General features: G+C 65.7%; 12 protein-coding genes. 5 read left to right on the top strand and 7 right to left on the bottom strand.

The window, feature by feature from the left end; genetic code table 11:
- Positions 1-135 precede the first annotated feature (135 nt).
- From WH265_RS19020 to WH265_RS19005, 4 genes are read right to left on the bottom strand one after another with little or no spacing between them, the layout of a single operon-like run.
- Positions 136-1,602, bottom strand: coding sequence for an efflux transporter outer membrane subunit (locus WH265_RS19020; RefSeq protein WP_339559325.1), 1,467 nt, complete (start codon positions 1,600-1,602; stop codon positions 136-138).
- On the bottom strand, positions 1,599-2,828 hold the full coding sequence (locus WH265_RS19015) for an HlyD family secretion protein (RefSeq protein WP_339559324.1): 1,230 nt from the start codon (positions 2,826-2,828) through the stop codon (positions 1,599-1,601). The genes WH265_RS19020 and WH265_RS19015 overlap by 4 nt, the downstream gene beginning before the upstream one ends.
- A gap of 42 nt (positions 2,829-2,870) precedes the next feature.
- Complete coding sequence (locus tag WH265_RS19010) at positions 2,871-4,535, bottom strand: MFS transporter (protein ID WP_339520904.1); 1,665 nt, start codon at positions 4,533-4,535, stop codon at positions 2,871-2,873.
- Complete coding sequence (locus WH265_RS19005; protein ID WP_339535824.1) at positions 4,532-5,116, bottom strand: TetR/AcrR family transcriptional regulator; 585 nt, start codon at positions 5,114-5,116, stop codon at positions 4,532-4,534. The genes WH265_RS19010 and WH265_RS19005 overlap by 4 nt, the downstream gene beginning before the upstream one ends.
- 368 nt (positions 5,117-5,484) lie before the next feature.
- Here WH265_RS19005 and WH265_RS19000 point away from each other — a divergent pair, with 368 nt between their 5' ends.
- Together WH265_RS19000 and WH265_RS18995 are read left to right on the top strand one after the other, a co-directional pair.
- Positions 5,485-6,066, top strand: coding sequence for a helix-turn-helix transcriptional regulator (locus WH265_RS19000; protein ID WP_021027611.1), 582 nt, complete (start codon positions 5,485-5,487; stop codon positions 6,064-6,066).
- Positions 6,063-7,331 carry a type II toxin-antitoxin system HipA family toxin gene (locus tag WH265_RS18995; protein WP_339535822.1) on the top strand — a complete coding sequence of 423 codons (1,269 nt, stop codon included), beginning with the start codon at positions 6,063-6,065 and terminating at the stop codon, positions 7,329-7,331. The genes WH265_RS19000 and WH265_RS18995 overlap by 4 nt, the downstream gene beginning before the upstream one ends.
- Before the next feature lie 85 nt (positions 7,332-7,416).
- Here WH265_RS18995 and alr read toward each other — a convergent pair whose 3' ends face one another.
- Positions 7,417-8,520, bottom strand: coding sequence for an alanine racemase (gene alr / locus WH265_RS18990; RefSeq protein WP_339559323.1), 1,104 nt, complete (start codon positions 8,518-8,520; stop codon positions 7,417-7,419).
- Between the two features lie 141 nt (positions 8,521-8,661).
- Between alr and lplT the strand changes: the two genes are divergently transcribed.
- The 3 genes from lplT (at position 8,662) to WH265_RS18975 (ending at position 11,507) form a co-directional block, all read left to right on the top strand.
- Positions 8,662-9,966 (top strand): lysophospholipid transporter LplT, encoded by a 1,305-nt coding sequence (gene lplT / locus WH265_RS18985; protein WP_021027614.1) that lies wholly within the window; start codon positions 8,662-8,664, stop codon positions 9,964-9,966.
- 139 nt (positions 9,967-10,105) lie between these two features.
- Positions 10,106-10,957, top strand: a complete 852-nt coding sequence (locus tag WH265_RS18980) for a DMT family transporter (RefSeq protein WP_339520893.1) — start codon at positions 10,106-10,108, stop codon at positions 10,955-10,957.
- Positions 10,958-11,009: 52 nt separating this feature from the next.
- Positions 11,010-11,507 (top strand): glutathione peroxidase, encoded by a 498-nt coding sequence (locus tag WH265_RS18975; RefSeq protein WP_339559322.1) that lies wholly within the window; start codon positions 11,010-11,012, stop codon positions 11,505-11,507.
- A gap of 14 nt (positions 11,508-11,521) precedes the next feature.
- On the opposite strand, the gene WH265_RS18970 is transcribed toward WH265_RS18975, so the two are convergent.
- Positions 11,522-11,647, bottom strand: a complete 126-nt coding sequence (locus WH265_RS18970) for a hypothetical protein (protein ID WP_021027617.1) — start codon at positions 11,645-11,647, stop codon at positions 11,522-11,524.
- Positions 11,648-11,795: 148 nt separating this feature from the next.
- The coding region (locus tag WH265_RS18965; RefSeq protein WP_339559321.1) for a ProQ/FINO family protein at positions 11,796-12,593 on the bottom strand (798 nt) is incomplete at its 5' end.

Genomic DNA, 12,593 nt, shown 5'->3' with positions numbered 1-12,593 from the left:
TTTCTGCACAAAACGCCCCAGAATGGGGCATTCGCGCATTATGCGGCGGCGCCAGCGCCTGCCACGCCGGGATCCCCCCTGGCAAGGCCTGTCTGAGGGCTGAGCGCAACGCTTTGCGCCCGGCTTAAGCCCCGCCTAATCTGCGGCGGCGGGTTGCACTGCGGCGCTCGGCAGCACCGCATCGGCCGACCAGCCCCCGCCCAGCGCGCGGTACAGCGCAATCTGGTTGTCCAGCCGGCTTTGGCGCAGGTTGACCAGCTCGGTCTCGGCCTGGAACAGGTTGCGCTGGGCGTCGATCTGCTCCAGGTAGGAGGCATAGCCCGCCTCGTAGCGGTCCTTGGCATAACCCAGGGTCTGGGCCAGCACGGCGCGGCGGCGCTCGGCCGCCTGCTCCTGCTCGGCCAGGCGCTGCACGCCGACCAGCGCGTTTTCCACATCGCCCAGGGCCGACAGCACCGCGCCCCGGTAGGCGTAGGCGGCCTGGTCGCGCTGGGCGGTGGCGCTGTCGTACTGCGCGTCGAGCCGGCCACCATCGAACAGCGGCGCCAGCGCGCTCGCGCCCAGGCTCCAGACATTGATGGGGTTGTACTGCAGCGCATTGACAAACAGCCGCCCCGCACTGGCGCTGAGGTTGAGCTGGGGCAGGTAGGCGGCGCGGCTGGCGCGCAGGCTGGCATCGCTGGCGGCCAGGTTCAGCTCGGCCTGCACCAGGTCGGGCCGGCGCCGCAGCAGGGCCGAGGGCAGCGCAGCGGGCACCACCGGCATCTGCAGACGGGCAAAGCCCTGGCCGTCGGCCGCAGCGGTATCGCGTACCGCGGGCACATCGCCGGCCAGCAACTGCAGCGCGTTGTACTGCCGTGCAATCGCCAGCTCCAGCGGCGGGATCTGGCCCTGGATGGCCTCGTACTCGGCCTGCGCCTGGGTCACCTGCAGGCGCGAGATATAGCCCACCGATTCCTGGTCACGGGCCAGCTGCAGCGCGGTGCTGCGGGTCTGCAGGGTCTGGCGCGTCTGGGCCAGTTGCGCCTCGCGGCCCAGCAGATCGACATAGGCCTGGGCCGTGGTGGCCGCCACCGTCAGCGCCACCGCATCGCGGTCGGCCTGGCTGGCGCGGTACTGCAGATCGGCTGCGCTACTGCGGTCGCCCAGGCGGCCCCAGAGATCGGGCTCCCAACTGGCCTGCAACTGGGGCTGGATGGAGCGGCTGGTGGTGATACCCGAGGCCGTCAAGGTGTGGGTGGCGCCCACATTGGCGCCCAGCGACAGGCTGGGCTGCAGCGCGGCATCGGCAGCGGCGAGCTGGGCGCGGGCTGCCGCCACGCGCGTGCCGGCCACCTGCAGGTTGGCATTGCGGGCGAGCGCCGCCTGCACATAGTGGTTGAGCTGTTCATCGCCAAAGGCCTGCCACCAGGCCACCGGCACGGCTGCCTCAGGCCCGCTGGAGGTAGCGTCGCCCGTCTGCGCCCAGGCGCTGGGCACGGTCACGGCCGCATCGGCGGGCGCCTGGCGCAGTGCCGGCGCACAACCGGCCAGCAGCATCGCCATGCCCAGGGCCGTCAGCGTGCTGGCGGCCGAGCCTTGCAAAAACCGGCTGCGGGTCATGGCCGGGCTCCTTGCGCGGCGGCCTTGGCCGCGCGCGTGTCCACATGCACTTCAACCGACATGCCCGGGCGCAGGCGCGCGGCCAGCGGCTGGTTCGGGTCAATCGCAATGCGGATCGGCAGGCGCTGCACGATCTTGATGAAGTTGCCCGAGGCATTGTCCGCCTTGATGACGCTGAACTCCGAGCCGGTGGCCGGTGCCATCTGTTCGATATGGCCGGTCAGTTGCGCGCCCTCCAGCGCATCGACGTAGAAGCTGGCGGCCTGGCCCTGCTGCATGTGGGCGATCTGGGTTTCCTTGAAATTGGCCACCACCCACAGCTGCTCGGGCACCAGGAACAGCAGCTGCGTGCCCGAGGCCACATACTGGCCCAGGCGCACCGAGGCCTCGCTGATCTGGCCATCGCGCGGCGCACGCACCACGGTGTTGTCCAGGTCGATCTGGGCCAGGCCCAGCTGGGCCTCGGCGGCCTTCACCTGGGCTTCCAGACTGGCGCGTGCCACCTGGGTGGATTTGATGCTTTGCTCGCCGATGCGGATATCGGCCTGCGCCTTTTGCACATTGGCCTTGGCCAGCTGGCTGGTGGCACGCGACTGGTCGCGCTCGCGCAGCGACACCGAGCCGCGAGCGGCCAGGTCCTCGACCCGCTGCAGATCAGCTGCCGCGCGGCGCGCTTCGGCATCCACCGCCGACAGGCTGGCCTGGCGCGCGCCCAGGTTGGCGCGGTTTTGCGCCTGGGTCTGGTCCGAGTTGGCCAGCTGCGCGCGGGCATTGTCGAGCTGCGCCTGGGCCTGGGCCACTTTTTCGGCATAGATGCGGTCATCGATGCGCAGCAGCACATCGCCGCGCTTGACATGCGCATAGTCCTGCACATTCACCTCCGTCACATAGCCGCTGACCTGCGGCGCCAGCACGGTGATCTGGCCACGCACATAGGCGTTGTCGGTGCGCATCATGTCGGAGGCAAAGGGCGGCAGCTTCCAGGCCCAGAGCACCAGCAGCACGCCGGCCAAGGCGACGACCGCCATGGTCAGCACCGCGCGGCGGCTGGGCCGGATCAGCTTGGCCGTCGGCGATGCGACGGGTGCCGGGGTGGCTGCCGTTGCAGCAGCTGCCGACGCTTGGGCAGCCGATGCAGCAGCCGCAGCCGCCGTGGCTTGGGGGGCAGTGGGCTGCGCTGCGGGAGCGGGGGCCGCTTGGGGAGTGGGTTTTTCAGTATCAGCCATTGTTGTTGCTTTGTAGATAGGGATCGAAAAAGGGGATGGAGGTCAGACGGGCGCCGGCAGCTCGCCCCGGCGCCGCGCGAGCCAGGCCAAAATGCGCTGGCGCAGCACGCGGTAGAACGCCCAGGCCAGAAAGGCCAGCGCCATCGCGCCAATCACGCGGAACACATCGTTGAAGGCGCGCACCGCCGCCTCGCGCCGGATCACCTGCACCAGCTGGGCCTGGCTTTGGGCGCCGCGCTGCACCGGGTCGGTGATGGTGCGGCCGAGCGACTGCGACTGCTGGGCCAGGCGCTGCGCGACCAGCGGGTTGGTCACCGGCATATCGGCCGCAATCGCCTGCGTGTAGAGCTGGGCGCGCTGCTGCTGGATGCTGCCCAGCAGCGCGGGGCCGAGCAGCCCGCCCAGGCTTTGGGTGACCGAGAACAGCACGACAAAGGTGACCATGTGGTCCAGCCCCTTGCCCAGCGCGCGCTGGATGCCGATCATCATCACCGGCCCCATGAACAGCGCCGCCGAGAACGCGATCAGGAACTGGCTGAAGAAAAAGTCATGCGGGCGGCTCAGGCTGGTGGAGTGCAGATCCAGCCAGCCGCCCACGCCGATCAGCAGGATCGAGGTCAGGATCTGCGGCAGGATGGCCTGGGGACTGAAGGTGGCCGCCCCCACGATCACGCCCAGCAGCATGCCGACAAAGATCACGCCATACAGCGCCTGCAGCTGCTCGGGCACCACGCCCATCGCGCGCAGCAGGCCCACCACGCCATAGTTCTGCTCCGAGATCATGAAACGCATCATGATGGCGCCGGCCATGAAGGTCAGCGTCGTGGGGTGCATCAGCCAGCGCAGCTGGATCAGCGGCGTGCGGCGGCTGTATTCCAGCAGGGCGGCCAGCGCAAACAGCACCAGCGACGCGATCAGCGCATAGGCCAGCCAGGGGGCGTTGAACCACCAGGCGTTCACGCCCTGGGCCAGCACCGCGCACAGCAGGCCCACCGCAGGCGCGACCAGCAGAAAGGTCACAAAATCCAGCGGCTCGAACACATGGATCTGCAGGCCGCGCGGCAGCTTGAGCACCACCACGGCGGCAAAGGCCATCAGCGCGAGACCCGCCTCGAACGCATACAGATGGGGCCAGGGGTTGACGTTGACCAGCGAAGGCGAGAGCACCCAGGCCAGCGGCACGGCGATCGAGGACATGTTCATGCCCAGGATGAAGGCCGAGGGCACCTTGGAGGCCGGAAAGCCCTGCATCACATACATGACGGCCAGCGAGGTGGTGGTGGCACCGGCAAAACCAGCGACCGCCCGCACCACGATGGACATGGTGTAGCCCTCGACAAACACGTGCAGCAATGCCAAGAGCGCATAGATGCCCAGGCCCCATTCGGCAAATACTCGCAGGCCCAGCTGCTGGCGGCTTTTGAAGACCAGCAGGTTGGCCGTCACATTGACCATCACATAGGCTGCAGGCAGCCAGGCGGCCTCGACTGCCGTGAGGCCCAGCTGGCCCTGGATCGAGGTCAGATTGGCCGTGACCAGGCCATTGCCCAGACCGCCAACCAGACCGACGAACAGGCCCACCATGATGTAGGCGATGCGCCGGGGCAGCGTGTGCTGCAGCCGCGCAGGCGAGCCCGGCAGCACGGGGCGCTCATGCGTCTCCCAATCCGGGGGTTGCTCGACATAGCGAAAGGCAGGCGCGTTCATACCGTCTCCCTGGCATCCATGCGCAGGCCCTCGGTGATCAGCTGCCAGGCGCGGTCGCTCAGCTGCAGGCGCTCGGCCGGCGTGCGGCCGCGCCGCGCCGCGCTGAACATGCCCACGATCAGCAGCAGATCTGCCCCCTGCAGATCCTCCCGGCAGCGCCCTGCCGCCTTGGCCTGCAGCAACAAGGGCGTCACCAGCGCCAACAGGCGCGCGCGCAGGTCAACGACCAAGGGGTCATCGAGCGGCAGCGAGCGCCAGTAATCGGTCAGCGGCACGGTCAGCACCGAGTCATGCGCCCAGAGGCGCAAAAACTCGAACAGCGCATCGGCATCGCCCGTCTCGCTCAAGGCATGGGCCTTGGCGGCCAGCCGCTCCAGGATATGGATCAGCAAGGCCCGCAGTAACTCGGACCGGTCCGCAAAATTGCGGTACAGCGTCGTGCGGCTCACCCCCGCCCGCTCGGCCACCACATCCAAAGCCACCGTCACCCCCTGCTCGGTAAACACATGCAGGGCCGCATCGAGCAACTGGCTGCGATGGGCCAGCGCATCACTGCGGGGTTGGCGTTCTTTGGAGGTCATGGGGTAGAGGCAAAAGCATTAAACGTACAAAACTGTACGCTAATTTTTTCAGGCCTGCACAAACCCTGAGGACACCAGGGTAAGCCCGTGGGTTAACGGGGGTCTGTTTTTGGTCAGTTCACCGGCTACGCCGGCGAGGAGGAGGAGGATGCTGGATGCTCCCAAAGATCACGCTGTTTGCTGTTGAAGAGTGATGAGGAATGGCACCATTAGCCTTAAATATTCATAGATGAATGAAATTCGTAGAAATGATGATATCTATGTTGTTTTAAGCTCAGTGCAAGCAGAGATTGGTATTTTTTCGTCAGCATAGAAGACGAAATAATTCATAGATTTGCTTTTTTCTGGCAAAAGACTAATATCTATGAATGCCTCGTCAAAACACATCGCCTTCCGATTACCCGCAAGCCGTCCTGCAGCAGATCGAAAAGCTGGCGCAGAACATTGCTATCGCCCGTAAGCGGCGAGGAGAGTCGCAGGCACAATGGGCCAAACGCCTGGGCATTTCACAGCCCACGATGGCCCGCATCGAACGGGGTGACCCGTCGGTCGCGATGGCCTCCTATGTGATGTGCATGTGGCTGATCAATCCAAGGGGCGATTTGGCCGGGCTGATTGCACCGCAGAACGACCATGCTGCGCTGGAGCGAGAGGTCGCCAAGGCAAAAAGCCAGCGCAAGCCCAAAACTCAAGAGCCAGCCCATCCCCTGCCATCAGCGGCACAAACAGAGCGCCGCAAAGCCGGGACTGAGGCAGGTACCTTGTCAGAGATAGATCGTCTCACTTCCGAATCTTTAGAAAAATCCCGGAAATCCTTGTTCAGCCCTGCTTACCTGCCCGAGCTGGCTCGGATCGTTGCGGAACCATCAGAGAAGACTCTCAAGGAATGGACAAGTGCAGCCCCAGGACTTGCCGCGCTCATGGCCAAGAAGCCTCCCCAAAAGCCATGACCGCCGACGCCTTCCCCTCCGTCTCTGCACGCACTTATGTGCCGCAAGACCAGCTCTATGTCTGGGCCATGGTCAACCCGGCGGCGCCCACCTTGGCGGGCACGGTCAGCCTTTCGCAGTTGGTGGCAGATTGCGCCACGTTCAGCTATGCGCCAGATTGGTGGAACTTTGCGCTCAGCCAGGACCTGCCCTTGGTACAAGGCCAGCTTTTCAGCAATGAGGAAAAACATACGGCGCCTGGCGCGATCGACGACGCCCGGCCTGACCGCTGGGGCGAGCGCATCATCCGCCACATCGACCGGCCTGCACGCCTGTCTATTCTGGAGATGCTGCTCTTTGCCGGAGACGACCGCTTTGGCGCACTGGGCATTTCCACCTCTGCTGAGCATTACCTGCCGCGCTATATCGGGCCCTATCCGCAGCTGAAGGACTTGGCGCAACTCGCGGCCGCAGTGGAAGATGTGCAGACCCAGGCCCCAATCACCCCCGAGATACAGCGCCTGGTCCAGCCCGGCGTCACCTTGGGTGGCGCCCGGCCCAAGGCCTTGCTGCAGACCGACAACGGCCCCTGCGTCATCAAATTCAGCGAGTTGGATGATGCCGTGGATACCCCGCTGATTGAACACGCGACGATGAGGCTGGCCGCACAGGCCGGCATATACACCGCCAACACTGCGGTGCTGCCACTGCCACCGCGCTATGGCAAGGCGCGGCATGCACTCACCATTGCGCGCTTTGACCGCATCGGCCCTTTCCGCGTGCACTGCCAATCGGCTCACACTGCCTTGCGCGCTGCGGGGTTGGAGCTGAGCTACAGCGCCTTGGCAAGCATCCTGCTGCGCCTGGGCCATCCCGAGCGGCAGGCCACCATGCGCGAGGAGCTATTCAAGCGCATGGTCTTCAACATCCTCATGGACAACACCGACGACCATGAGCGCAACCACAGCATCAGCCTGAACGTGGACGGTTACTACGACCTCAGCCCCGCCTACGACGTGGTGCCCAGTCTGCAGAACCTGGGCTACCAGGCACTCAGCGTGGGCACCATGGGGGCTGAGTCCAGCCTGGAGAATGCGCTCACCCAGATCAAGGAATACGGGCTCAAAAGGCCACGCGCCATCGCGCTGGTGCAGCAGGTGGCTGCGGCCGTGGACCAGTGGGCTGCGCATTTTCAGGCACTGGGGGTCAGCCCGGTGGATATGGAGCAGCTCGCAGCCAGCATCGACCGCGACGCGCTCAGACGGCAAAGGCAGGCTTTTCTTTAAAGCCTGCGGAGCTGGCTGAATCCTTCAGCAAAGCCGTCGCAGCGCCAGCTCAGCCCTTGGTAGATCTGCCTATTTTTGAGGCAGATCAGTGCCCATCCACCACCACCGGCACCCGTGGCGCAACAGCGCACATCAGCTCATAGCCCACGGTGCCTGCGGCCTGGGCCACTTCGTCGATGGAGAGCACGGTGCCGTTGGCCGCACGGCCCCAGAGGGTGACCTCGCTGCCCCAGCCGGCTTGGGGGATGTCGGTGAGGTCGACGGTGACCATGTCCATGCTGACGCGGCCGATCAGGCGCGAGCGCTGGCCGTCGACCAGCACGGGGGTGCCGTTGCCGCAGTGGCGCGGGTAGCCGTCGGCATAGCCGCAGGCGACGACGCCGATGCGCATGGGCTTGTCGGCGGTGAACGCCGAGCCATAGCCGACGGTATCGCCGGGCTGCAGCTCCTGCACGCCGATGACCTTGGCCGACAAGCTCATCGTCGGCTGCAGGCCCCAGTCATCGGCCGTTTGCAGCGGGTAATCGGGCGCGCTGCCGTAGAGCAGGATGCCGCCGCGCACCCAGTCGCCGCGCTCGCTGGCCGACATACCGGGATTGCGCAGCATCGCGGCGCTGTTGCAGATGCTGCGCTCGCCGGGCAGGTCCACGGTGGTCTGGTTGAACAGCGCCATGGCCGCGCCGATGCCCTTGGCGGTGTCGGCATCGCTGAAATGGGTGATGAAGGAGATCTCGTCGACCTGGGGCAGCGCATTGAGCCGGGCCCAGGCCGAGCGGTAGCGCTCGGCGGTGAAGCCCAGGCGGTTCATGCCGGAGTTCATCTTCAGGAACACGCGGTGGGGCTGCTGGGTCTTGTGGGCCGCCAGCCAGTCGATCTGCTGGTCGCAGTGCACCGTGTGCCAGAGGTTCAGGCGCGAGCACAGCTCCAGGTCACGCGCATCAAAAACGCCTTCGAGCAGCAGGATGGGGCCGCGCCAGCCCAGATCGCGGATGCGCTGCGCCTCGGACGGCTCCAGCAGCGCAAAGCCGTCAGCGGCGCGCATGCCGTCAAACACCTGCTCGATGCCATGGCCGTAAGCGTTTGCTTTCACCACGCACCACAGCTTGGCGTCTTGGGCCGCCAGACGGGCGCGTGCCAGGTTATGTTGCAAGGCAGCTGTGTGAATGGTGGCTAGAATGGGGCGCGGCATGGCAAATACTCACAACAAGATTATGAAAACCCCTAGTATTCTGGCACCGTGCTTTCGCCCCTGCGTGCTATAACCTCGACTCCCTACACGCAGCTTACAAATTTCTCGCGCCATTAGCATCCCTTATCAGCCTCCCAACGAATGAAGCGCGGTTTCTACACCATCATGTCGGCGCAGTTTTTCAGCTCGCTGGCTGACAACGCCCTGTTTGTCGTTGCCGTCGATCTGTTGATCAGCGCAGGCGCTGCGGAGTGGCAGCGTGCCGCCCTGGTGCCCATGTTCGCGCTGTTCTACGTGATCCTGGCACCGTTTGTGGGCGCCTTTGCCGATGCCTACCCCAAGGGGCAGGTGATGTTCATCAGCAATGCGATCAAGGTGATCGGCTGCCTGCTGATGCTGTTTGGCCACCACCCGCTGCTCGCCTATGCCGTCGTCGGACTGGGCGCAGCCGCCTACTCACCGGCCAAGTACGGCATCCTCACCGAGCTGCTGCCCGCCAGCCAGCTGGTGCGGGCCAATGGCTGGATCGAGGGGCTGACCATTACCTCGATCATCCTGGGCGTGCTGCTGGGCGGCCAGCTGGTGGGCCCCCAGGTCTCGGGCTGGCTGCTGTCCTTTGATCTGCCGCTGATCGACACCCCCATCGATACCCCTTCCGAGGCGGCAATCTGCGTGATCGGTCTCTTGTACGCAGGTGCGGCTTGGTTCAACACCCGCATCCCGCGCACCAGCACCCAGCTGGTGCCACTGCGCCAGGACACGAGTCGCAGCATGTTCTCCAACGTGATGGACCTGCTGCCCGACTTCTGGCGCTGCAACAGCCGCCTGTGGCGCGACAAGCTCGGCCAGATCTCGCTGTCGACCACCACCTTGTTCTGGGGCGTCTCGGGCAACCTGCGCTATATCGTGCTGGCCTGGAGTGCGGTTGCGCTGGGCTACAGCACCACCAAGGCCTCGGCGCTGGTCGGCGTGGTCGCCATCGGCACAGCAGTCGGTGCCATCCTCGCCTCGATGCGCATGAAGCTCGACGGCGCTACGCGCGTGATCCCGCTGGGCATTGCGATGGGCCTCTTGGTAGTGTGCATGAACTTTATCCACAGCATCTGGCTGGCGGTCCCTTTTCTGGTGGTGCTGGGCGGTCTGGGTGGCTTTTTGGTGGTGCCGATGAACGCCCTGCTGCAGCACCGGGGCCACAACCTGATGGGCTCGGGCCGCTCGATTGCGGTGCAGAACTTCAACGAGCAGGCCTGCATCCTGGGCCTGGGTGTCGTCTACAGCATGTTCACCCGCTTTGGCATGTCGGCCTATGGCGCCATCACCTGCTTTGGCCTGCTGGTGGCCGGCATCATGTGGTGCATCCTGCTGTGGCACCGGCATAATTGCAAGCAGCATCCGCAGGAAGTCCAACGGCTGCTGGACATTGCCCGCCACGACCACCACCACTGAGTGACCCGCCGGTGGGCCACGCGCCAAGCCCACCTGCCCTCCTGCACCCCTTAGAAAAATAGAAAGCTGACAGCGCCTGTTGACCCCAGGCGCTGTTTCCCCTCGCCCCATGCTCACCGCGCTGCCCTTTTTAGCCCTGATGACCAACGCCCTGATCTGGGGCACGATCTGGTGGCCGTTCCGCCAGCTGCAGGCCCTGGGGGTGCACCCGGTACTGGGCACGGCCCTGGTCTACCTGATCCTGTTTTGCGGTCTGCTGCTGGTCAAGCCGGCAGCGGCGGCCATTGCCCGGCGCCACCCGCTGCTGCTGCTGCTGGCCTTTACCTCGGGCAGCACCAATGTGCTGTTCAACTGGGCCGCCACCACCGGAGATGTGGTGCGTGTGGTGCTGCTGTTCTATCTGATGCCCGCCTGGTCGGTGCTGCTGGCCTGGTACTTTCTGGGTGAAAAGCCCAACAAGTACTCCATCCTGCGCCTGGTGCTGGCCTTCAGCGGCGTGTTGATCGTGATGATTCCAGCCGGCGCCACCTGGCAGAGCCTGACAGCCAACCTCTCGCTGCCCGATGCGCTGGCCATTGTCGGGGGCTTTACCTTTGCCGGTACCAATGTGGTGTTGCGCAGCCAGTACCGCGTGCCGGGCGAGGCGCGCATGCTGGCCATGTTCTTTGGCGGCCTGGTGGCCGCCGGTGCCATGTCGGTGCTGGGTATCTACCTGGGCCGCATGCCGGCCGTGCCCGATATGGCCTGGGGCTGGCCGCTGATGGTGCTGGTCGTCGCCGTGCTGATCATGCTGAGCAACTGGACCTTGCAATACGGCGCCTCGCGCCTGGCCGCCACCACCGCTGCGGTGGTGATGCTGTCCGAGGTGGTCTTTGCCAGCGCCTCCAATGTGCTGATCGAGGGCACCGTGCTCTCGGGCCGCCTGCTGCTGGGCGGCGCGCTGGTGCTGTCGGCCTCGCTGATTGCGGCGCTGGAGTCGCGCCTGCCCTGAGTGGCGCTGAACGCGGCTAACTTGAGGCGGGTTAGCGACTAAGATAGCCGCCATGCCCGCAACACCGCACACCATCCAGGACTTTGTTCTCCACGACGCCAGCGCCAAGCCGCTGCCGCTGTCGCGCTATGCCGGCCAGGTGGTGCTGGTGGTCAACACCGCCACCGCCTGCGGCTTTACGCCGCAGCTCCAAGGGCTCGAAGCCTTGCAGCAGCAGTACGGCCCCCAGGGCCTGCAGGTGCTGGGCCTGCCCTGCAACCAGTTTGGTGCGCAGGCCCCCGGCAGCAATACCGAGATTGCGCAGTTTTGCGAGCTGAACTACCAGACCAGCTTTCCCAGCCTGGCCAAGGTAGAGGTCAACGGCCCGCACACCGACCCGCTGTTTGCCTGGCTCAAGGCGCAGGCGCCAGGCCTCTTGGGCGGGCGGATTCTGTGGAACTTCACCAAGTTTCTGGTCGGGCGCGATGGCCGCACGGTGCAGCGCTTTGCCCCGATGACCAAGCCGGCCAAGCTGGAAGCGGCCATCGAGAAGGCCTTGGCTGCTTCTTAAACGCCAAGCGGCGCTCAGTCCATCAACGCCGTCTCCAGCCCGGCGGCAATGCTGGCCAGGCCCGCAATCACGCAGACCGCACCCCAGAACTTGCGCAGCCAGCGGCGATTGCGGTTGGCTTGGGGGGTATCGGGCTTCATGGCGTACTCCTTGCGCAGATGGTGGCCATCCGCAGGTCTCAGGAACTCAGTGTAAGCAGCGGCGGGTCAGCGATCAAGCCAGGGGCATAAAAAAAGCTGTCCACGCTTCCAAGAGCGTGGGCAGCTTTTTGCTGGGCGAATGCCGGGTTTATTCAGCAGCAGCAGCGTTGTCGTCGGCCTTGGCAGCGGCCGGCTCGGCCGCATCGCCTTCGTCCGCCGCTTTTGGGGCCGCAGGCGCGGCTGCAGGGCGTGCAGCAATCGCCTGGGTCTGGGCGGCGCGGTGCAGGTGGCGCTCCACAGCAGCGGGGTGCATGCCGTACATATCGGCAAACTCGGCCACGCTCTTGCCGCTGGCGGCGTGGGCGGTGGCCAGCGCTTCGGCCTTGGCGTCGAACTCGGCCACTTCCTGCATGGCTGCCGCCAGCAGGGCCTGGGTCGCTTCGTCCTTGACCTGGACCTTGGCCAGGAAATCGTCGCGGCTCAGGTCGGACGCGATATAGGCCATGCCGATGCGGCGGCGCAGCTTGAGCTGCAGGTCTTCGCCATCACGGGGCTTGCGGCGGCGGAAGGACTCCACCAGCGCATGGAACACATGTTCGGGCGCCATCGCCTCGACCACCTGGCCTTGCAGGTCATGGCGGGGCTGGCCCATGGCCACGGCGTTCAGGTAGCGGGTCGAGCGGGTATGCAGGCCCAGGGCCACCTTCAGCTCGTTCTTCTCGAAGGCGTCGGGGTGGGCGGCCATCAGGTCCTGGAACACACCGCGCTTGAGCGGCAGCGGCTGGTCGCCAAACAGTGCAGGGTACAGACCGGCGAGCTTTTCCACCACCGGGTGGCGTGGGCGGGCAGGCGCCTTGGGCGCAGCGGGGGCCGCCTGGCCACCGTCACGGCGTGGGCCACGGCCGCCGGCGCCCTGGCCTTCGCGGCGTGCGCCATTGCCGGGCTT

Origin of the sequence: Comamonas sp. MYb396, assembly GCF_037479555.1 — a bacterium.
In the GTDB taxonomy this organism is placed as follows: Bacteria; Pseudomonadota; Gammaproteobacteria; order Burkholderiales; family Burkholderiaceae_C; genus Comamonas.
Note: the sequence above shows the minus strand (reverse complement) of the source record. Positions and strands in the feature narration are given on the sequence as shown.

Coding starts and splice junctions, on each gene's coding strand:
- WH265_RS19020 (WP_339559325.1), bottom strand. CDS start 1,602: ATGACCCGCAGCCGGTTTTTGCAAGGCTCGGCCGCCAGCACGCTGACG.
- WH265_RS19015 (WP_339559324.1), bottom strand. CDS start 2,828: ATGGCTGATACTGAAAAACCCACTCCCCAAGCGGCCCCCGCTCCCGCA.
- WH265_RS19010 (WP_339520904.1), bottom strand. CDS start 4,535: ATGAACGCGCCTGCCTTTCGCTATGTCGAGCAACCCCCGGATTGGGAG.
- WH265_RS19005 (WP_339535824.1), bottom strand. CDS start 5,116: ATGACCTCCAAAGAACGCCAACCCCGCAGTGATGCGCTGGCCCATCGC.
- WH265_RS19000 (WP_021027611.1), top strand. CDS start 5,485: ATGCCTCGTCAAAACACATCGCCTTCCGATTACCCGCAAGCCGTCCTG.
- WH265_RS18995 (WP_339535822.1), top strand. CDS start 6,063: ATGACCGCCGACGCCTTCCCCTCCGTCTCTGCACGCACTTATGTGCCG.
- alr (WP_339559323.1), bottom strand. CDS start 8,520: ATGCCGCGCCCCATTCTAGCCACCATTCACACAGCTGCCTTGCAACAT.
- lplT (WP_021027614.1), top strand. CDS start 8,662: ATGAAGCGCGGTTTCTACACCATCATGTCGGCGCAGTTTTTCAGCTCG.
- WH265_RS18980 (WP_339520893.1), top strand. CDS start 10,106: ATGACCAACGCCCTGATCTGGGGCACGATCTGGTGGCCGTTCCGCCAG.
- WH265_RS18975 (WP_339559322.1), top strand. CDS start 11,010: ATGCCCGCAACACCGCACACCATCCAGGACTTTGTTCTCCACGACGCC.
- WH265_RS18970 (WP_021027617.1), bottom strand. CDS start 11,647: ATGAAGCCCGATACCCCCCAAGCCAACCGCAATCGCCGCTGGCTGCGC.